Source organism: Acinetobacter endophylla (assembly GCF_053543775.1).
The window spans coordinates 77,669-97,861 of record NZ_JBLVOM010000312.1 but is presented as its reverse complement, the minus strand read 5'-3'; the positions used below and the strand labels follow the sequence as shown (position 1 = coordinate 97,861).

The window sequence follows — 20,193 nt, the reverse complement described above, 5'->3', positions numbered from 1 at the left end:
TTTTCAATTATAAGTTTCGCCTGTTCAAAACCCAATCGCATCAAGTTATAACAAGCGAGTATCTGTTCGAATTATTTAACTTATCATTGATTTATTTATGGCGTGTGCCTGCTTACAGATTGGTTCAAAACATTACTGAGAAAGGGTAAAAGTTATATCGAGTGGTACAAAATAAAGTTTTCGGTGGTGTATCAAAAAGTATGCTAAAAAAAAGCAGGTTGAATTTTGATAAAATAGAGAAATGCAAATAACTCTAGAAATCAAATGTCCAACCTGCCTCAGTGACAGTATAAAGAAAAATGGCATCAAAGTAGATGGGAAACAAAACTACCAATGCAAAGACTGCAAACGTCAGTTTATTGGTGACCATGCTCTGAGCTATCTAGGATGTAATTCTGGCATTACTCGTAAAATATTACAGTTAATGGTCAGAGGCAGCGGTATACGAGATATCGCTGAAGTTGAGCGCATTAGTATCGGTAAAGTCTTACGGACTTTAACTGAATCGGCCTATCAAATTCAGCCTAAACAAAGTCATTATGAATCTCTCGAAGTAGATGAATTCTGGACTTTTGTTGGAAATAAAAATAATAAACAATGGCTTATTTACGCCTACCATCGAGAAACAGGTGAGATTGTTGCTTATGTTTGGGGTAAGAGAGATTTAGCTACAGTCCAAAGGTTGAAGACAAAGCTTAAACAATTAGGTATTCACTACACCCGAATTGCAAGTGATCATTGGGACAGTTTCATCACTGCTTTTAAAAACTGCAAGCAAAGTATTGGTAAGTTATTTACTGTAGGAATTGAAGGTAATAATTGCAAAATAAGGCATCGAATAAGGCGTGGTTTTAGAAGAAGTTGTAATTTCTCCAAAAAGCTTGAAAACCATTTTAAAGCCTTCGACTTAACCTTCTTTTACATCAATAATGGCTTCATTTAATGTCAGCATACTTTTTAAAACACCACCAATTACTTTTCTTAGAATTACAGCTTGAATCTGCCAATACAAAATTATGACCTGTATCTGAGGGATACATAGACCATGGAATGAAATGATCGACTGCATAACTGCCTTTTTTCATTGGTTTATTGCAGTAGAAGCATTTACATTCTTGTAGTTCTACCAAGATATTTGCCACTGCATTCAACTGGTTCCTATTCGGCTCAAACATAAATTGTTCAAGGTTGGGTAACTGATTCAAAATTGGCGCATTGCTACTGTTCTTACGGATATAGTCAATCCAGCGTTTCTGACAAAGCTCTTCAATGATCTCACTGAATTGCCTTAAACAGAACATAACTTGAGGAATAAGTATAAGTTGCTTTCTACATTGATCAAGTAGGTATAAAAACTCAAAATTTTGACCATTCATATTTTGCAGGTAACGGACTGGCATGTCTTTTACCGTGCGTGCCACATCTTTCACTAGCTTCAACCATACCAATGAATCTTGCCTTAATAGTCCAAGAGATAAATAGCTCTGCCGAAGCTCAATAATTCGATTTACAATCGCTGCTTGCTTACCATTATTCTGATTTAAGATCAGTTGTCCTTGATCATTAAAGGTATACGGCACTGCTTGCTTCCAATACAACTCGATAAACTTTTCAGCAATCTCTGTATACTCAAGTGATAGACTTTTGCCTGAGTCTTCACCTTTTTCAATAGCCAATCGGCTAAGACTAATCAAGAGAGCGAATTTATAGGTACTACTAAAACTCCCTGATTGTAAAATCAGCTGAATATTTTTAAGGAACTTAAGCTGCTCCTGCGCTGTAGGAATAAAATTAGGCATATTTTTTCCAAAGCAAATTGAGCCATTTTTCTTGTCTATCAGGTCGCTGATCTACCGTGATCCACTGCTTAATTTGTTGAACATGATCAAACTGGCCTCGCAAAGCCCCTGCTTGTTCTTCATCTAAATCGGTAAATGCTCGACCGTCCTTTTCTCGATCACTATCGCCATACTTAAATGACATATATAGCACACCATTTGGTTTTAAGGCTGTTATCAACAGTCCAATGACCTTAGCTAAGCGATCACGCTCACAATGCAATAATGATGCACATGCCCACACGCCATCATAAACTTCATGCTCATCAATCTCATAAAAGCTCTGCAACTTCACTTGAATACCGGTAAGTAAGGTTGCTCTTTCTACAAGCTCTTCTGAGTAATCTATTGCATCGACTTTATAGCCTTTATTTTCAAAAGCTAAAGTGTCACGCCCAGCCCCACAGCCAACATCAAGGATATACGCTCTCTCAGGCAACTCAGCTAAAAATGGCTGATATAGGCTTTCCATATCAACTTCAAACGTTGAAGCTGTAAATTCTTCTGCATGTTTATTGTAGTAGTCTATTGTTTTCATTACGGAAACTTAGGCTAAAAGACATTTTCAGTCTACAAGAAAACAAAAAAATAAGGGAGCTAAGAGCATCCCTTATTCCCGACTCGCCAACTTACTTTCAATCCATTGATGGATCTCATAAGCTGACCAGCCGATACGATTTTGAGTAATTTTAACTTTCTTTGGAAAGGTTGGATCATAGTAAGGTGAGTCCTCATCCATCATCTCGTAGATGGTAGAACGCCCCACACCGACAAATTCCATGACTTGCTTGATACTAATCAGTTGATTCATTTGAAAAGTTTGACCTACAAATGCATTCATGATGTTTACTCCTATCTCATGATTTCGAGCAACTCGCTCATGAGATACGGCAATCTTGTAAGGTTTTACCTTGTCTGATTTAATTCAAAGCCGTCACAGATCCTTTCAATCCCTGTTGAATATCAAATGCAGTCTGAGTCTCTTCGATCTGCTGACCTCCGACAGGCTGATAAAATTCTTCAACCACATCCAAACCTTCTTCCATATCGACCTCCATCCTTCCATTCCCAAAACCCTTCCTTGCGGTAAAGTCTAAAGCTTCCTGATAAAACCCCGCCTGCTTGCTCTGTTCATCAATTTGCTTCGCCTGAATAATCGCTTCATTCAAGCTAATCCCTTCTCTTAAAGTCAGATCCACGTAATAGACCGGTTGACGATAACTCTGTGTCGTACTCTTGCCCCGCAATATCAATTGCAAGGGTAGACATGACAACAAGCCATTTGATGCTGCATGGTAATAACTCAGCCGTGCAGCCAAAGTTCGAATACTGTTAAAGCCTGTAGTTCTAAAGATGAAGGTGCCAAATTCATCCGAATCATCCAAGTTCACATGCAAACGCCCGTAAGGCTTGCAGTTCCCTCCTTGAGCCAATGGACATAAATCAGGGGATGGACAGGGATGTTGCTCTACACCTTGATTGGTTAATCGCTGGCAGGTTTCTCCATTACCAACACAGACTGGCCGTCCGGTCTGTCGGTCAAATAAGGTGTATTCAGCGCGCAAGTTCAAATCAGGATCATTAAAGATCATTCTGACGGGGATTGAGCGTAGCTTTTGATTGGGAGTATTCGCTCTAAGCTGATCATCTAATGGATGTTTGACCCAGCCTTCTTTGCTTTGAATCTGGGAAGTAATGGTGAACTGGTCATCCTTTTCAGGCAATCGCTTACCATTCTTCTCGATCATCCGACCGATACTGATCCGTCCCAGGATTGGTGGGGTAATTGCTAAACCTTTAATCATGTTGATATTCCTTAATGTATTAAGTTACAAATTTGGGTCTATGTATGTAGGTCGGAACAAGGACCAAATAAGTTACCCAAAGAATGTAGAGCCAGATAAAGTGCTACAGAGATCGCGACCGATTTGCTCTCTACCGAAGGGTAGAGAGCGGGGAGCGATTTTTGTGAATTTTCGATTTGGTGCTGTAGATCGGGCTTAGTCGGTATAGATGTTGAATCGACGACTGCCCTGCTTTTCAAGTGGATAAAGCTGGAGGAGTTCAGGCTGGTGCTGAAGCAATGCCTTGGTATTGAGGCTGATGGAGTCCTTGGCTTTCTTCCAGACCACTGAGCCATGAGCAAAGACAGCCCTTTCTTTGTCTTGCATCATCATCTGAATTTCATGTTTAAGCTGGTCAAAGCGTTCCTGCTTATGCTGAATCTCTTCTTTCATTTTGATGAGCTGATCAAACATCAAATTGGCATTTTCATTTTGCGAGAGATCTTCAACGCTCAGAGGGACATGCGCTGGATAAAGTTGTTGAATCGCTTTAGCTGCGGATTCACTGGCATCGACTGATGGCGGTATATCCTTTTCCACACATTCCCAGAAATATCGTTCTGCTTTAACAATATGCTCAATCACCGATTCAGACCGTGTCACTTTGAAGATCTTGGTTTCATGCCCACAAATCAAGACACAAACATGCGCTGCCTGTTTACCAGTCACTGCCAGTTGATGTTGCACCTGACAAAGCACGTATAAAGGCACACCATCACGCCACAATTTTGCTCCATGCTCACCTGCGGTTTTGCATTCCAGGATTTGAACGTCCTCACTGCCGACCACGCTGTAATCCAGATTGGCTAACATAAAGTGTTTATCGGGATCAGGATGCTGAAGTATCGCATTGATTCTGCGTACCTTGTTATTGGTGTGCATGCTATAGAACTCTGCCACCAAAGATTCCAGCTGCTTACCCCAATACAGCGGTGCTACACCTGAGCTTTCATCTTCTATGAATTGAGTCTGTCGTCCAGTTTTAATCAGCCAGAGTTCCAGCATCGACATATAGGGATTGAGACCACAGGCAGTCGCGGCATCACTGCTGCCAATGCCTTGCTTACGAACTTCGAGCCAGTCCTGATACTCCATCCCTTTGGTGTTAACCAGCCGCTTGGCTACTGTTGAGCGTTTGGTGGTGATGGTTGGATTGACTACGATCTTTGATCCTATAGTCGTAGGCTGATGTGAAATAGATACAATTTGATTCATGGGATTATCCTTATAAATTCTGATCTCTGTAAAAGAAACGCATAAAAAAGCCATACCCGACACAAGGTCGGGTATGGCGATTTGTTTGCTGTTTTAATTGAGAGGGGTTACATGAGTGCTATGACTAGCATTTGTTTGGGGTGACTTGATTTCAACATAAGTGAGTAAGTTAATTTCAGGCGATCAAAGCAAGCGCTTGCTCCAATCCTCGTTGTTTCACACCAGCACCTGCACCGAACCAAGCTGAATCAAGTCGGTGATCTTTACTCATGGCACGTCGTTCATGATCCACAAATTCTGTGATTGAACACAGTAAGCCATAAGCCGTGTCTTTGGCTGATGATAAGTCAGCGCCACGACCTTGACCATTAAACATCTCTAAAGCTTTATTCATGGCACGACCATTCGGTTCAGGCTTTTTCTCCTGAACTTGCTGCGCGACATTACGATAGAACTGAATAATGTTTTCTTCAGGATCGGAAATTGACATGGTGCTGTTGTTGAACACGGCATCAAAGTAGGCTTTGGCTTCTTGCTGACTTATCTTACGCTGTGTGAGCTGTTTCATCTCATACATGTGCTCATCCCATGCACGAACTGAAACACCCAATTGCTGCTTCACTTTCTCTGCATCAAACTTGGTACTATGCGGAACCTTCACCATACCTACACTACTGCTTTGTCCACGTAGAGCAATTGCTAAAGTGTTGTTACAGACCACTCGGATACTGGTGAACTGTGCTGTAGTTGCCAAAGTGCCATCACACGCAGTAGCCAGCAGAATATAACCATTACTGACATCCTTGACCTTTAATGCGGTACTTTGACCTGTACGTGCCAAAGCCCAGAACTTCTTCCCACCTTTCAAAACCCCTGCGGTTTCTAGCTCAAAGCCTGATTGCTCAGTCAGATCTCGGTAGAACTCCAGAATCTCTTTGGGTTGAACTTCCTGATAACGCTGACTAACCACAGACAAAGGCGCATGGGTATCTGAACGGTATAACACTCGCTGTTCTTCAAATGGCATGATGATGCTCTGACCACGTTCATTCTGTGCCATATAGCTGACATTCGAGGATTCAATCCGCCAGTCCATCCCAGCTTGCTGTGCCCAGACTTCCAATGGTTGATTCGGACTCAGCTGATTGCCTAGACCATGCCAAGGGGTTTCGCCAACATAGGCGATTTGTTCGATTTGATGTGCCATCGTTCTTATCTCCTAGGTTATTAGCGGAAGTTCTGCTGACATTGATTACAGTGATAGTAGGTCATAGTGATTGGCTTTTTAGGCTCATCAAACACACTGCTAAATAAACCACCAATCAGTGCACCAGCAAGCCCTCCAAGCAGTGGTGATACAGGTAAAGGTAAACCCTTTGAAATGGATGCACCGATGGTTGCGAATGATGCAGATGCTGCTAAGCCTGTAGAATCAGATCCACTCACCTGCTGATTGACAACCTGAATGACATGATCCGATAAACAATAAGGACAATTTAAGCTCATAATATATACCTCTAGAAATGACAAAGGCTCACCGATTGGCAAGCCTTGCAAAGTTAAAAAACTCGTTTTCATCTAGATAATGTATATCTGAGATTATTTTCAGATCAGATTATATAGCATCTCTAATCTTTGCTTTCTACAGATATTAAAGGCGACATCATGACTAGTCCTTACCTCTTCCTCCGCTTCTTCATAAGTCCAGTCTCCTGAAATATAAAAAAGCTCGATCAATTGCTCTTCATCTAAAGAACGAGTGAAAGCCTCTTTGTCACTGAATGTGTCTTTACCAGGAACCCATAATTTTTTGATTTGCTCGATATGACCTATAGTTAAATATTTCAGCTTATGTGTTTTCATTTCACTTTTGAGGATAATTGGATTTTCCCTATTATCCTCAAAAGAATCATGATTACAATATCTTATATTTTATTTTAGAACTTAATAAACAGAATGACTATTCACTTTTCCATTTTAGTCGTTCTAATGTCTTATCTACCCCTCGTCTCGAAGGTTTATAGAATCTGCCATGACCAAAGGTCTGCATATTCTTTACTTTTATCCTGAGATATTGTTCAATTTTAGCTGGCTCAGTAAAATAACGTACTATTTTTAGAACATTAGCTCGTTTTCCCTCATCCTGTCTATTTACACGACCAAGAGCATCATTGCCCGTAGCCTTGTAACTATCACGATTTTTGGCAGTATTACAGTTATACCCTATTCCCGTCTCATCTGTGATCTTCTTCCAAGTATCAATAATACAGTCTGCAACGTAACGATCTGCTTGTACTTTATTACCATCATAGAACAACAGGAAGTGAGCGTGATATCCTTTTTCAGTGCCTTGTTCTAGGGCATAGATATATCCCTGTAAATCATTGAAATGGCGATCCCCATCCTGTAATCGATCCAATAGTCTTCGAATATCTTTTCTGAAATCTGATATATCAATAAAGGTACGTTTATCCTGTCTATAAGAAAGATCAACACGAATAATAGCCAACTTAGAATAATGTTCCAGTAACATTTCCGTGTACTCTAGAGCCTTAATTCGATTTCTTAACTCATCCTGTTTAAATCGCTGTACCTCCCGTTGATGCCTTTTTTCAAACTTATCAAAAACAGACTGAACATCATAAAAACTCAGCTCAGCTAATATTGAGCTATCTATAACATCTGACTCCAAATTTTGTTCTAGTTCCAACATGAGTTCGATCATAGCTTCGTTATAGGCTGAATATCTTAAATCTGGATTATATTGGTCTTGCAGTTCTTTGAGTAAATCAACTAACCCGGACCAGTAACTATCCCATGGTTCTGTACGATTAATGGTATCTTCTACAAAGTTCTCAATTGCAGTAATAAGAGGAGAATGATTGATTCGAGTTTGTTCCATTGCTATGTACCTGTGGTTAATACATAGCAATAGGGCTAATCAATAAGAAATTACTTATAGATTATAATTAGATAAGAGCTCTATATAATGAGAGTGTATATAAAATCATATATTTAATAGATATTATTATATAGCTTTATATACCTCTTTAACCTTGGACTATTTTTTGTAAGTTGTACTAACTCAAGCTTAGAACTGACACATGTAATTCCTAATAAAACATAGTAAATATCCTATCTATATCGAAGCGACAATTTTTTTGTAATGCTACAAAATATTGATGATCATTATTAATCATCTGTTGATGTCAAAGGCTTCAGGTTGAGTAATGCATTTCGCACCCTTTCCTTCTTAATCTCATCAATTCTGTCCCAATCTTGTTTTTGATCATCAACAATTGCTTTTGAATTTTCATTATTTCGAATCCCCTCCTTCTGAAAGACCTGAGTATCAGATTGTTGTGATTGCTTATCTACTTCACTTTTCTCAATTGGCTTTCGATTTCTCCCTCTCAAAAATAGCTCAGGTCTTTTATGATTGCTATGTCCTGTATTTTTATATCCACCGAAGTATTCATATGCAGTATAGAAATTCACAAGATCATTTATCAGCTGTGGAATAAGCTTGTCTCTTTTATTTACAACAAAATACTGAGATCCGCTTTCTTTAAACCACAAACTAGGAATTATTCTCAAGACCGGTAATTCCTGGGTATCTTTTTGCTTAGCAGTATACCTCTTAGTAAATTCCTTCCAATAGTTCTCGAATTCAAATTTTACATCTTCTACAACAGCCTCTGTACGAAGGTAAAAAATAGCCGTGCAGTCAATAGAGTAGTATCTCCCATCAAGAAGAACAAAGTATCCAATATAAGCATCTAAATGTGCTCCTATACTCTTTGGAGCTCGTTTTACTTTCTTTAAAAACTGAGTAACAATGATTTTTAAGCTACTAATATCCAATCGACTTTCACTATTATCAATTTTAAAGCGCAGTAGAACTGTAGTTTCTTTAAAACTATTTTTTAAATAGTGCCTTGCTGATATCGCGTTCTTTTGTGCCAACTTCTCCATATAACATAGTTTGCTTGGAGGTATTGAGATATTGCTTTGCTTCACTATTTCTAGCTCTCGTGCTATTAGATCTGCCACCTCAGCCAGATTTCTATCATGTAATTGGCGTTTTAAAAATGACAAGCTTAAATTTCTCTGAAGCAATGAAGTATTGTAGATAGTCCAATTAGCTATTCCAGAAAAATCGATATCCCTACTATTATCTAACAGAGCTAAATACATCCTGACCATATTCGGCCATTTAGAAGGATTAGGGTTAATCGACAGTCCTGCGGCTAAATTGTCAATAGATCCATCCTCTAAATAAGCTAGGAACAAATTGACTCTTTGTAATATTTTTATTTGCCAGTTCTCTAATTCTTCAGAGTATTGTAACTTTCCATAAAACTGATGAATGGACTTCGCATATTCAGGGGCATATTTAACTAAACTGGTATCCTCCCATACTGAGTTAAAATCATATGACTTTTTCTCTAGATCATCTTTTTCTTGTCTTTTTGACTTTCTCTTATCATTTCGATCTTTTAAATGACAATCAGCTTTTCTTGTAATTAGACGTACAGGAACAGTAACTAATTTACTCTCGACAGTGTAATTATCAGGACTAATAATCTTTCCCATTCCATAAAACAATCCTACAAACCACTTCAGCATAAGAGACATTTTTTTACGATTGGGGAGTTTGAATTCTTTTATTTCTTTTACACCTAAGTGATCAAGAATTTGATCAATCGCAATGATTTTCGACTGAATAAAAGGAGCAATCTTACTACCATGAAAAAATGTATCTAAATCACTATGTAATGACTCCTTGATTTGATTGGTATCTATTTGATGTGTTGAACTGTCTAGAATAAATCCAAGCATTAATCGAACTTCACCATTCAGCTCTATCTCACCTTTTATAAGGATAGATAACCAAGGTAAATGATTCCCTAATTCAAGATCATTTAACTCCTCTACTAACAATTGTATTTTTCTTTCGACCGAAGCTTTAGCTAATATGTGATCTACTTGACTAGTTTGAGTTAGATTTTTAATCTCCTTATCAGAAAAATCTCGTACCTGAAATTTTACCAATACAAGTGCTTGTCTAATTTTCTTAACGCCATTTAGCACATCCAAAATTTCACAGGCAATTTTCTCATCTTTATTTTTATCTTGATCGAAATTAAATTTATAGTTGTTTTGATCACTTAAATAATGCTTATATTGATCAATCGTCTCAAATACATTCTCATGAGGAAAGTCTTCAACTTTCCACCTGTCAGATTGAATCTCACTTCTGAAGATACATGATCTTTCTTTATCTATAAAATCAATAAAAGCATGAATTTTTTGTAGTAACTTGTAATACGTAGTTGTTAGTTTCATAAGTGCAACATCTACTACTAGACCATTATAAAACTCAACTATCTGCTTTTTTCTCGCCTCATTTTTTGAAAGACAAGCGTCTTCCCAATCTACTTTCGTATAACCAATAAATTCTTCAACTAACTCTAAACGCTCATACAGTGTTTCTAAAGTTTCGATAGTCTCCAGAAATATGCCTTTATGAATTTTCCTATTTTGAGTAATTGAAAGCTGATAACTATCAGTATAGTAACGCTTCAAAAAACCAAAAATTTCTTTATCACTCAGTTTTTCTAATTGCCCAATTTCGGGGAGCTCCCTAAAAACTTTAAGATTTAATTTATTCATGATTGAAATATTCTAGTATTTTTAGATAATAGTTAAAAATTAACACCTTTGACCCTTATATTTCAAGCTTTCCGTCTTCTATCAATAAAAAATAAAAACTGTTATACCCCATTTATATACTTTTAAACCCTATGCTCTAAAATTTAGACTCCTATTTAAAAACTATTAAGACATTGCACCTACTGAGGTTTTAGTTATAACGATGAAAAAAAACCACGCTTTTTAGCGTGGTTTTTGTGACTTTTTTTAGTCATTTAATTCAGCCAATCCTTCACTTCCCCCTCATACCACTCCATCATTCTCACTCGCTCATCCCAATATTGCGCTCGGTTATATGCCGAGCGAATTCTATTTTGAGGCACATGAGCAAGTTGGCGCTCAATGGCATCTGGATTAAACAGATTCGATTCATTTACGATAGTACTGAATAAAGATCTAAAACCATGTGTGGTCATTCGTCCCGCATAGCCTGAACGTTTGATCACAGCCAAAATAGACTCACTACGCATCGGTTCTTTATTATTTAGACGATGGGGAAATAACAGCACTTGATTATGTGTTAAACGTAAAGCTTGAAGCTCAGCAATCATCATGTCCGTCAACGGTACACGATGCGGAAGACGGTTCTTCATTCGTTCTTCAGGGATATCCCACTTACGTCCTTCCAAATCAAATTCTTCCCAGCGTGCTTGCAGCAACTCACTAACCCGAACACCTGTCAGCATAATCAGAATAATCGCATGATGTGTCTGAGCATCACTTGGGTATGCTCTTACCCTTCTTAAAAATTCAGGCATTTCAGAAGCAGTAAGGGAAGCCAGGTTTTTGACTCTTTTATTCTTGAGAGCATAAACTAGATCACCTGCCGGATTATCATAACGATAACCATGCGCAATTGCATACTTCATGACCATGCCGCAACGAGATAAGGTACGTTTTGCAATTTCAAGTGAGCCTCTAGCTTCAATCTTCTTAACGATCTGCAGAATCTCAGGTGCCTGAATTTGATTAATACGCTTATTAGCGAGAGCAATATAAAGCTCATCCAATGAAGCTCGTACATTACTAATATGTTTCGATGACCAGGTTTCTTTTTGATTATTGAACCAATCCTCTGCGACTTCCTTAAAACAAGGATGCTCCTGCTCGACCTCAGTTGTATTTTTGAGTTTATATCTCAGATCAAGCGCGATCTCCCTTGCACGCTTTAAACTTAGCTCAGGATAGATACCTATTGCTTTGGACTTTCTTTGTCCATTTTCCGTATATCTGAGAGACCAATATTTTTTGCCATTCGGATCGATTCGTAAAGACAGACCATTACTATCAGAAAGGCGGTACTGTTTTTCCTGCGGTAGTGCTTTTTTACATTGCACATCAGTAAGTGACATATCTTTGTCCCACATAATTAAACTTATTTAGTGGGTCAAATTGTCCCAATTTTGACCCTCATAAAGCAAAAATAGGGTCAAACAGCTTAGAATAGGGTCGGACAATACAACCAATAAAAAAGCCTTTAAACATTGAGTTTAAAGGCTTTTTTAGATTCCGATGGATTACTTCGGAAAGAATTTTGGTGGAGGTGGCGGGAGTTGAACCCGCGTCCGCCAGCACTACGCTCGAGAATACTACATGCTTAGATATCGTCTATTGTTTTAACTCTTTGTGACCCGACGAACAGGGTACAAATCGCGATCCTCTTGATTTAGTACAAAGCCCCGAGGCTTGGCTTTATACGGACTTGTGTGCGTGCGCTTCAGTCGGACTCTCTAACCACAAGTATTCGGAGAGGCGGACAAGCTGCCCTTAGGCAGCTAGAGCGTATGATTCGTCGTTTGCGACTAAAAAATGCAAATTTGATTTACGAGAGAAAATGCGCTCTCGGCATGCATCTATGAGTTTCATCACCAGCGTCGAAGCCAGAAACACCCCCAAAGTACAAGGCAATCATAGCATAAATGTCAAAAATTACGATGTATTTTCTGAATATTTACACAACTTGATGCGCTTAATTACATTATTGCGCTAATATTTTACTTTTCAAGCCAAATAACAGAAAAATTATGAGCTATTTACTGGCACTAGATCAGGGAACTACGTCAAGTCGGGCCATTATTTTTAATGAACATGGACAAGTTCAGGCAACGGCTCAACGTGAAACGCATATCCACACCCCACATTCGGGCTGGGTGGAACAGGATGCTCAAGAAATCTGGAGCTCACAGATTGCCGTGGTACAACAAGCTTTGGCGACTGCAGGTATTCTGGCAAAAGATATTAAAGCCCTTGGCCTGACTAACCAGCGCGAAACGACCGTAGTCTGGGATCGTAGAAACGGCAAACCGCTCGCTCCGGCAATCGTCTGGCAGGACCGTCGTACATCTGACTGGTGTAACCGGCTGATTGAACAAGGCCTGATGTCCAAAATTCAGCAAAAAACCGGCCTACGGATTGATCCTTATTTTAGTGCGGGAAAACTGGTCTGGTTTTTAGAGCATGTCGAGGGGGTACGGGCACTTGCTGAACAGGGCCATGTGGCATTTGGCACTATCGATAGCTGGCTGATCTGGAATCTGACCCAAGGTGCAGAGCACGTCATTGAAGCCAGTAACGCTTCTCGTACCATGTTAATGAATCTGCAGCAACAATCGTGGGATGAAGAGCTACTCGAGCTGTTTAATATTCCGGTTTCGGTCTTACCGAAAATTATCTCTTCTGACTGTTATGTCGCTGACACGGCTTCTGGCTTACTGGGGGCCAATATTCCCATTACCGGAATTTTGGGGGATCAGCAGTCTGCACTCTTTGGCCAGTCCTGTTTTGAGGTGGGCAGTGCTAAAAACACCTATGGTACTGGCTGCTTTATGCTGTTCAATACCGGACATAACATTCAGCTTAGCCAGAACAAGCTGCTTTCTACTCTCGCCTGGCAAGCCCAGGGCCAAACTACCTATGCGCTCGAAGGCAGCGTATTTATGGCTGGTGCTGTAGTGCAATGGTTACGCGATGGCCTCGGAATTATTCAAAAAAGCAGTGATGTGGAAAAACTGGCGCATCAGGTCGAGCATAGTGACGGCGTGGTTCTGGTTCCCGCATTTACCGGACTGGGCGCGCCGCATTGGGATAGTGAAGCACGTGCCTTACTCTGTGGCATGTCACGCGGTACGACCAAAGCGCATATCGCTCGTGCCGCATTAGAATCAATCGCCTTTCAGGTATCGGATGTGCTCAGTGCGATGCAATCTGATATTGCACATCCTCTTAAAGAACTGCGGGTTGATGGTGGTGCCAGCAGCAATGACATGCTGATGCAATTTCAGGCCGATATTCTGAATGTACCGGTACTGCGTCCGAAAATGCTGGAAGCTACTGCTTGGGGCGCGGCCGCTATGGCCGGATTAAAAGCTGGCGTATTTTCAAACCTGGATGAAATTTCCCAGTCCTGGCAGCTGGACCGTGCTTTTGAACCCAAAATGCAAAATGACGAAAGAGAAATGCATTTAGCCAAATGGCAAAATGCCTTGAAACGGGCTAAATCTGATCTCTAAATCCTCTAGGTTCATATTTGATCATCATAAAAAAGCACTGTTAAACAGTGCTTTTAACTCCCTCAGTTCACGATTTCATTAATAGGCATAAGAAGCAATCGCTGTTGCAATCGCCTTATCTTCATCATTGACCATGGTCATGCGCATGGTGCAGCCCTTACGCCCCAAACGTAAGGTTTCTGCACGCGCGATAAAATATTTGCCACGTCCAGGCGCCAGATAATCCACCCGCATATCGACCGTCGCCAGACGCGATACTTTTTTAATGGTATCTGCAATCGTTTCCGGTTCAGCTTTTTTATACAGCTCGCCCATGGCCACAATACCACCGACACTATCCAGTACAGTTGCAGCCAGACCGCCATGCAGAATCTGGAAAGCCACATTACCAATCATGAAATCCTGCATTTCTACATAGGCCTCAATCTGGCCCTCGACCACCCGCATGGTCATGCCGTTATGCTTAAAAAAAGGAGAGCTATTAAAAGCATGTACCAGCTGGTTCAGGACTACATCAATATCCACTTTCGAGCCCAGATGTATATTACCCGTCCAGTTTCTCTCTGTCTTACTCATCACTCTGCCCGAATCCACCACAATAAAAAACCGCTAATTTATGCCCAAAAATTTGAGTTAGGGCTACAATAGAGGCCTAGTTTAATACTGATTACTGAGATTTTTATGACTTATACGTTCAATCGTCCCGCGTTTCCTGCAACTCGCATGCGTCGTATTCGTAAAAATGAACATTTACGTTCGATGGTTCGTGAAACCCATCTCGCGGCAGATCATCTCATTTATCCAGTATTTGTCCTCCCAGGACAAAACCAGACCCAAGATATTCCAAGTATGCCGAATATCCAGCGCCTGTCAGCGGACTTGTTGTTAAAAAAATCAGAACGTCTGCTGGAACTCGGTGTCAATAAACTGGCGTTGTTCCCGGTCACCCCACAAGAAGATAAAAGCCTGACTGCAGAAGCCGCATGGCGTGAAGATGGTCTAGTGCAAAACACCTTGCGTTTATTGAAAAAAGAACTGCCGGAAATGGTGCTGATTACTGACGGCGCATTAGACCCGTATACCACGCATGGTCAGGACGGCATTATTGATGAGAACGGTTATGTCTTAAATGATGAAACGGTCGAGTGCCTGATTAAACAGGGCTTGAGCCATGCCGAAGCCGGTGCAGATGTGTTTGCTCCAAGTGACATGATGGATGGCCGGATCGGTGCGATTCGTCAGGCCTTTGAGCAAAATGGTCATATCTATACTTCGATCATGGCCTATTCAGCCAAATATGCATCAAGTTTCTATGGCCCGTTCCGTGATGCAGTCGGTTCTGCCAGCAACTTAAAAGGCGGCAATAAATACAATTACCAGATGGATGTCGGTAACCGTGCTGAAGCCCTGCATGAAATTGCGCTGGATATTCAGGAAGGTGCAGACATGGTGATTGTTAAACCGGGCATGCCTTATCTGGATATCGTCCGCGAAGTCAAAGACACTTTTGGCGTACCAACCTTTGTCTATCAGGTCAGTGGCGAATACGCGATGCTGGCTGCGGCAATTCAAAATGGCTGGTTATCTGATAGCGTCATTTTAGAATCATTGATGAGCTGTCGTCGTGCCGGTGCAGATGGTATCTGGACCTATTTTGCTGAAGAAGCTGCGCTTAAACTGAAAGACATGAAGTAAAAGGATTTCGGCGCAATGCATATTGCCATTATCGGCGCTGGCATCACCGGTCTGATGTCGGCGCTGGAACTGCTTCAACAGGGATGTTCTGTTACCCTTTTTGATCAACAGGCCGCCGGGCAGGCTGCATCCTGGGCTGGAGGAGGCATCCTCTCCCCGATGTATCCGTGGCGTTATCCCGCTGCTGTAAATGCTCTGGCCCGACATGCCAAACCGCTGTATCAGGACTGGAATCAAAAACTGCAACCTGTCACTGGCATCGATTTCCAGATTCATGAAACAGGTATGCTGATTTTTGATGAATCCGATTTTGAAATCGGTTTAAGTTATGCCGCAACACATCAAGAGCCGCAGCAACAGGCAAAATTACTTGATCAAGCTAAACTGCAACAGATCAATCCCAGAATTAATCAGAGCAAATTCAAACAGGCGATTTATTTCCCTGAACTGGCCAATATCCGTAATCCACGGTTATTACAGTCGATCATTCGCTATTTGAAGCACCATCCTCGTGTCACCTGGCAAGAAGACTGTAAAATCACTCGGCTCAATATTCAGCAAGGCTGTGTAAACAGTATCTCAGATGAACATGGCCGGCTTTTTCAGGCAGATCAGTATGTGTTCACAACCGGAGCATGGTCACAATACTGGTCACAGCAACTTGGTTTGGAAATTCCGGTACAACCGGTGCAAGGTCAGATGCTGCTGTTTAAAACGCCAGAAAACTGGCTGCCGACCATGTGCATGCATAAGGTCATGTATCTGATTCCACGACAAGACGGGCATGTTTTATGTGGGTCCAGTATGCGTCAGGTCGGTTTTGACACCTCGCCTTCTAGCGAAATTCGGCAGGATATTTTACAGGCGTGCATCGAGATGGTGCCGGAACTGGCAGATTTTCCGCTGGTCAAGCAATGGGCCGGATTAAGACCCAGCTCACCCGATGGTATTCCTTATATTGGCAAAATTCCCAAGCTACAAAATGCCTGGGCCAATTTTGGACATTTCCGGAATGGTTTATGTATGGGGCCGGCCTCAGGCAAACTGCTCGCTCAACTCATCCTTGAACAAACGCCAATCGTTGATCCAGATCCTTATGATCCACTCCGTTTATTAGAGCCCAGTCGCTTAGCGCTTTAGGATATTATCCAGCGCCTCTTTCAGGGTTGGATAATGAAACTGGAATCCAGCCTCCTGCAAGGCTTTGGGCTGTACATACTGACCGTTTAATACCAGTTGGGATTGTTCTCCCAGCATTATTTTCAGACTGCATGCGGGTAATGGCAATAAGGGTTTGCGCTTCAGAATCTGGGCCGCAGTTCGTGCAAACTGGGCCTGACTGCTTTTTTCTGGCGCGACCACATTAAAGATCTGCTCGGTCGTATCCTCAAGCATCAAGAATTCAATCGCACGCAGTACATCCTCTAAATGTACCCAGGTCACTGGCTGACGTCCATGACCAATCCGCCCGAAGAGATTCAATTTAATCGGCAATAGCATCTGCGGAAGAATCCCGCCACCTTTGCCAAACACCACAGCAAAGCGAACAATCTTGGTGTTCTGGTTCGTATAGGACAAGGCCAGCTGTTCCCACTTCGCACAAAGTTCAGACATAAAAATATCTTGTGGCGGGCTTTGTTCCGTGCAGAACTGTTCCCAGCGCTCAGCCGGATCAATGCCATAATAACCAACGGCGGATGTCGAAATAATCCGTTTCGATTTAATCTGATATTTTTCTAAATAATCAAATAACTGTTTGGTGGTGTCTAAACGGCTATCCAGCAATTTCTTTTTACGCGCTGCTGTCCAACGGCCCTGACCGATGCTTTCGCCAGCCAGATTCACCACATAATCAATCTGATGCTGTTTTAATTCATCCAGCTGGTTAATCCAGTGGAAGTCTGGATGTAGTTCAGGTTTATTTTTCTGACGGGTCAGACCAATCACCCGATAATCACGCTCCAGTAAAAAACGCACGAGATGACTGCCAATAAAACCACTCGCTCCCGTCACCAGCACTACAGGTTTATACATTAGTCATTCTTCGCCTTATTATTTTCTTGGTTTAAATTATACGCCACTCATCTTCAGCTTTTTTAAAGCAGGAATATTTTTGTAGTGGAGAATTTGTATCTTTCATCATTCAATTAATTTATGAAGATCAGGTCACAAAATGATTCATCTATACTTACTGAGGTGGATGGCCAAACATTTTCTCTGCCATACGCTGGGCCTGCTTGCCATAAAACCAGTAGGTCAGCAGATACAGTGGAATTGCGATCATCAGGAACATGATCAGCACAATACTCATAAATTGTGGCTGCTGTAGATACAACAGAAAGTCCTGCCAGGCATTCGGATTGGAACGGGTGGCAATGACAATACCGAGCAAGAGGAATAATAAATTATAGCCCCAGTAAATCAGGCTAAAACCCAAGGTGAATTTTTTACGCTCTGCTTGGGTCGGCGCACGTTTTTGCTGTTTTAGAAATTTAAAAAGCACCCAAATCATGGCCACCAGATAGGGAACAATCGTCAAAACTGCGCCCATGCCCATCGGCAGCAAGGCTGCCAGTACACCGCAAATACAGGTAAAAATAAAACATATAACGAAAAACCAGATAAAATAACGACTTAGCGGCAACATATGCATGACTCAGTGATCTTCAACAAGCTAGTATAAAAAAAATCAGGTTTTTTTTCATTTTATTGTCAACCATCCACTACAGGGTGACGTTATATAGGGTACAAGGTACAAAAATTTGGACTGGCATCCACGAATTTTTGCTGACCTTTAGAGCTAAAGCAATAAGTCCAGTGTACAGGGAAATTTTGAATAGCAGCCAAAATCTTCATGTAACACAAATTTGACCGACGATTTCATCATCACTCGAATCGTCGGTTTTTATTTTTTTAAAATCCTTATTTTTTTAAAATCTGATAGCTTGCAGAGCCTTCGATATCTGATGATTTAGTTGTAATCCTTTGCTTATTTTCATACTGATCAAAATAAATTCAGCCCCCACATCACAAACAATTCGCTGAAATATCGTTTTCAAGTAGATTTTTACCTGTGCTTTTTCCTATAGTAGCAAGGCAGATATTAGGGGTTCATTACATGGCGGTTCATTTTCTTCACACTTCCGATTGGCATCTGGGACAATTTTTCCATAACCATGACCGTGAATTTGAACATGCGCAGTTTTTGACTTGGCTACTTGAGCAAATTAAAAAAAAGCAACCGCATGCCTTGCTGATTGCCGGCGATATTTTTGATGTGATCAATCCAGCTTCCAGTGCGCAAAGACAGCTGTACCAGTTTCTGGCCGATGCTCATGACTTGGCGCCGCATATGCAAACCCTAATGATTGCAGGCAATCATGATTCCGGTTACCGGATCGAACAGGTTGAACCCTTGCTGGCCAAATTTAATGCCAAAGCAGTGGGAATTGTAGGCCGCACGGCAGAAAATACCCTGAACCTGGATCGTCTGCTGATTCCTATTTATGATCAGGATAAAAATATCATCGCTTGGTGTCTGACCCTACCCTATTTACGCAGTGCCGAAATTACCGGACTGAATGAACATACCAGCAATAACCAGAACGCGATCAGTTATCTACATCAACAACTGATTGCCGAAGCCAGAGCCCGCAAACAGCCACATCAGGCACTAATTTTAATGTCACATGCGCACATGCAAGGTGGTGAGACCTCCGACTCTGAACGTCCGATTATTGTCGGCAATGAAGAGGCCCTGTCGACGGCGCTGTTTGATGACATGATTGATTATGTCGCGCTAGGGCATTTGCATAAACCACAAAAGGTTGGTCAGCCGCATATTCGCTATAGTGGCTCCCCAATTCCGCTGTCATTTAGTGAGATTAATTATAAGCATCAAATAGTTGAAGTCAGGATTGACCCTGAACAAAACCCGGAAAACCGCTTTCAGTACGATGCCTTAAGCATTCCGCGTACTGTCGAGCTGTTCCGCATTCGTGAAAAGCTGGAAAATTTAATAGCTACAATTCAGGCCTTGCCTGCCGGAGAAATCGAGCAGCTTTCTGCACGGCATTTTCTGGAAGTGGAATACACGACCGATGCGCCGCCTCCGGTAGACCTGCGTCAGCAAATAGAACAGGCCCTACCTGCTAACCGTTACCGACTGCTGCGCATCAGCCGGATTTACCAGCAACAGGTCGACCTTAGTTCAAGCCAGTCTAAAATTGATCTGGCACCCCCTACCCCGGAATCGCTATTTTTCAATATCTGGAAAAAAATGGGCTATGAGCAGGATCATTCGGTACAACGGGATTTTCAGGAATTACTGAATGAAGCCCAACACGAACTTGCACAAAAACAACAAGCCTAGGATCG

At 41.4% G+C, this 20,193-nt stretch carries 18 protein-coding genes, 1 other RNA gene and 1 pseudogene; 5 read left to right on the top strand and 15 right to left on the bottom strand.

All coding sequences use genetic code 11. The annotated features are described in order from the left end of the window. Window positions 1–241 precede the first annotated feature (241 nt). Entirely contained in the window at window positions 242–943 is a 702-nt protein-coding gene (locus ACNPNW_RS16965) for an IS1 family transposase (RefSeq protein WP_005005861.1), read from the top strand. A 28-nt stretch (window positions 944–971) separates the two neighbouring features. Here the strand turns inward: ACNPNW_RS16965 and ACNPNW_RS16960 are convergent. The 12 genes and pseudogenes from ACNPNW_RS16960 to ssrA form a co-directional block, all read right to left on the bottom strand. After that, window positions 972–1,799, bottom strand: a pseudogene (locus ACNPNW_RS16960) (DUF8808 domain-containing protein); the annotation flags it as partial. Next, entirely contained in the window at window positions 1,792–2,376 is a 585-nt protein-coding gene (locus ACNPNW_RS16955) for a class I SAM-dependent methyltransferase (RefSeq protein WP_314295953.1), read from the bottom strand. The pseudogene ACNPNW_RS16960 and the gene ACNPNW_RS16955, both read right to left, overlap by 8 nt. 72 nt (window positions 2,377–2,448) lie before the next feature. After that, window positions 2,449–2,679 carry a helix-turn-helix transcriptional regulator gene (locus tag ACNPNW_RS16950; RefSeq protein ID WP_178866616.1) on the bottom strand — a complete coding sequence of 77 codons (231 nt, stop codon included), beginning with the start codon at window positions 2,677–2,679 and terminating at the stop codon, window positions 2,449–2,451. A gap of 79 nt (window positions 2,680–2,758) precedes the next feature. Continuing rightward, on the bottom strand, window positions 2,759–3,643 hold the full coding sequence (locus tag ACNPNW_RS16945) for a recombination directionality factor (RefSeq protein WP_314295954.1): 885 nt from the start codon (window positions 3,641–3,643) through the stop codon (window positions 2,759–2,761). Between the two features lie 195 nt (window positions 3,644–3,838). Beyond that, a complete protein-coding gene (locus ACNPNW_RS16940; protein WP_314295955.1) occupies window positions 3,839–4,897 on the bottom strand; it encodes a YqaJ viral recombinase family nuclease in 1,059 nt (352 codons plus the stop codon). 175 nt (window positions 4,898–5,072) lie between these two features. Beyond that, entirely contained in the window at window positions 5,073–6,104 is a 1,032-nt protein-coding gene (locus tag ACNPNW_RS16935; RefSeq protein ID WP_151984805.1) for a DUF932 domain-containing protein, read from the bottom strand. A gap of 20 nt (window positions 6,105–6,124) precedes the next feature. Then, window positions 6,125–6,403, bottom strand: a complete 279-nt coding sequence (locus ACNPNW_RS16930; RefSeq protein WP_151984803.1) for a hypothetical protein — start codon at window positions 6,401–6,403, stop codon at window positions 6,125–6,127. Between the two features lie 99 nt (window positions 6,404–6,502). Continuing rightward, entirely contained in the window at window positions 6,503–6,760 is a 258-nt protein-coding gene (locus ACNPNW_RS16925; protein WP_228273099.1) for a hypothetical protein, read from the bottom strand. A 97-nt stretch (window positions 6,761–6,857) separates the two neighbouring features. Then, a complete protein-coding gene (locus ACNPNW_RS16920) occupies window positions 6,858–7,799 on the bottom strand; it encodes a YagK/YfjJ domain-containing protein (protein ID WP_314295956.1) in 942 nt (313 codons plus the stop codon). 290 nt (window positions 7,800–8,089) lie between these two features. Then, window positions 8,090–10,573 carry a hypothetical protein gene (locus ACNPNW_RS16915; protein WP_151984797.1) on the bottom strand — a complete coding sequence of 828 codons (2,484 nt, stop codon included), beginning with the start codon at window positions 10,571–10,573 and terminating at the stop codon, window positions 8,090–8,092. 254 nt (window positions 10,574–10,827) lie between these two features. After that, window positions 10,828–11,964: a tyrosine-type recombinase/integrase gene (locus ACNPNW_RS16910; protein WP_151984794.1), complete on the bottom strand. Its 1,137-nt coding sequence runs from the start codon at window positions 11,962–11,964 to the stop codon at window positions 10,828–10,830. Window positions 11,965–12,147: 183 nt separating this feature from the next. Continuing rightward, window positions 12,148–12,506, bottom strand: a transfer-messenger RNA (tmRNA) gene (gene ssrA / locus ACNPNW_RS16905). Between the two features lie 130 nt (window positions 12,507–12,636). Between ssrA and glpK the strand changes: the two genes are divergently transcribed. Continuing rightward, a complete protein-coding gene (gene glpK, locus ACNPNW_RS16900; RefSeq protein WP_420938001.1) occupies window positions 12,637–14,121 on the top strand; it encodes a glycerol kinase GlpK in 1,485 nt (494 codons plus the stop codon). Window positions 14,122–14,199: 78 nt separating this feature from the next. Here the strand turns inward: glpK and ACNPNW_RS16895 are convergent, their stop codons facing one another. Then, window positions 14,200–14,697, bottom strand: coding sequence for a thioesterase family protein (locus ACNPNW_RS16895; protein WP_004646146.1), 498 nt, complete (start codon window positions 14,695–14,697; stop codon window positions 14,200–14,202). Window positions 14,698–14,802: 105 nt separating this feature from the next. Between ACNPNW_RS16895 and hemB the strand changes: the two genes are divergently transcribed. Both hemB and thiO read left to right on the top strand, forming a co-directional pair. Further along, on the top strand, window positions 14,803–15,816 hold the full coding sequence (gene hemB / locus ACNPNW_RS16890) for a porphobilinogen synthase (RefSeq protein ID WP_004646145.1): 1,014 nt from the start codon (window positions 14,803–14,805) through the stop codon (window positions 15,814–15,816). Window positions 15,817–15,831: 15 nt separating this feature from the next. After that, window positions 15,832–16,956 carry a glycine oxidase ThiO gene (gene thiO / locus ACNPNW_RS16885; RefSeq protein ID WP_420938000.1) on the top strand — a complete coding sequence of 375 codons (1,125 nt, stop codon included), beginning with the start codon at window positions 15,832–15,834 and terminating at the stop codon, window positions 16,954–16,956. On the opposite strand, the gene ACNPNW_RS16880 is transcribed toward thiO, so the two are convergent. Further along, complete coding sequence (locus tag ACNPNW_RS16880; RefSeq protein WP_420937999.1) at window positions 16,945–17,850, bottom strand: TIGR01777 family oxidoreductase; 906 nt, start codon at window positions 17,848–17,850, stop codon at window positions 16,945–16,947. The two genes, thiO and ACNPNW_RS16880, sit on opposite strands and share 12 nt — an antisense overlap. Window positions 17,851–18,004: 154 nt before the next feature. Next, window positions 18,005–18,463, bottom strand: a complete 459-nt coding sequence (locus ACNPNW_RS16875; RefSeq protein ID WP_005107697.1) for an ABZJ_00895 family protein — start codon at window positions 18,461–18,463, stop codon at window positions 18,005–18,007. Window positions 18,464–18,934: 471 nt separating this feature from the next. Between ACNPNW_RS16875 and ACNPNW_RS16870 the strand changes: the two genes are divergently transcribed. Continuing rightward, entirely contained in the window at window positions 18,935–20,188 is a 1,254-nt protein-coding gene (locus ACNPNW_RS16870) for an exonuclease SbcCD subunit D (protein WP_420937998.1), read from the top strand. Window positions 20,189–20,193: the final 5 nt, after the last annotated feature.

Coding starts and splice junctions, on each gene's coding strand:
- glpK (WP_420938001.1), top strand. CDS start 12,637: ATGAGCTATTTACTGGCACTAGATCAGGGAACTACGTCAAGTCGGGCC.
- ACNPNW_RS16915 (WP_151984797.1), bottom strand. CDS start 10,573: ATGAATAAATTAAATCTTAAAGTTTTTAGGGAGCTCCCCGAAATTGGG.
- ACNPNW_RS16920 (WP_314295956.1), bottom strand. CDS start 7,799: ATGGAACAAACTCGAATCAATCATTCTCCTCTTATTACTGCAATTGAG.
- ACNPNW_RS16910 (WP_151984794.1), bottom strand. CDS start 11,964: ATGTCACTTACTGATGTGCAATGTAAAAAAGCACTACCGCAGGAAAAA.
- ACNPNW_RS16935 (WP_151984805.1), bottom strand. CDS start 6,104: ATGGCACATCAAATCGAACAAATCGCCTATGTTGGCGAAACCCCTTGG.
- ACNPNW_RS16880 (WP_420937999.1), bottom strand. CDS start 17,850: ATGTATAAACCTGTAGTGCTGGTGACGGGAGCGAGTGGTTTTATTGGC.
- ACNPNW_RS16965 (WP_005005861.1), top strand. CDS start 242: ATGCAAATAACTCTAGAAATCAAATGTCCAACCTGCCTCAGTGACAGT.
- ACNPNW_RS16870 (WP_420937998.1), top strand. CDS start 18,935: ATGGCGGTTCATTTTCTTCACACTTCCGATTGGCATCTGGGACAATTT.
- ACNPNW_RS16955 (WP_314295953.1), bottom strand. CDS start 2,376: ATGAAAACAATAGACTACTACAATAAACATGCAGAAGAATTTACAGCT.
- thiO (WP_420938000.1), top strand. CDS start 15,832: ATGCATATTGCCATTATCGGCGCTGGCATCACCGGTCTGATGTCGGCG.
- ACNPNW_RS16875 (WP_005107697.1), bottom strand. CDS start 18,463: ATGTTGCCGCTAAGTCGTTATTTTATCTGGTTTTTCGTTATATGTTTT.
- ACNPNW_RS16925 (WP_228273099.1), bottom strand. CDS start 6,760: ATGAAAACACATAAGCTGAAATATTTAACTATAGGTCATATCGAGCAA.
- ACNPNW_RS16895 (WP_004646146.1), bottom strand. CDS start 14,697: ATGAGTAAGACAGAGAGAAACTGGACGGGTAATATACATCTGGGCTCG.
- ACNPNW_RS16930 (WP_151984803.1), bottom strand. CDS start 6,403: ATGAGCTTAAATTGTCCTTATTGTTTATCGGATCATGTCATTCAGGTT.
- ACNPNW_RS16945 (WP_314295954.1), bottom strand. CDS start 3,643: ATGATTAAAGGTTTAGCAATTACCCCACCAATCCTGGGACGGATCAGT.
- hemB (WP_004646145.1), top strand. CDS start 14,803: ATGACTTATACGTTCAATCGTCCCGCGTTTCCTGCAACTCGCATGCGT.
- ACNPNW_RS16940 (WP_314295955.1), bottom strand. CDS start 4,897: ATGAATCAAATTGTATCTATTTCACATCAGCCTACGACTATAGGATCA.
- ACNPNW_RS16950 (WP_178866616.1), bottom strand. CDS start 2,679: ATGAATGCATTTGTAGGTCAAACTTTTCAAATGAATCAACTGATTAGT.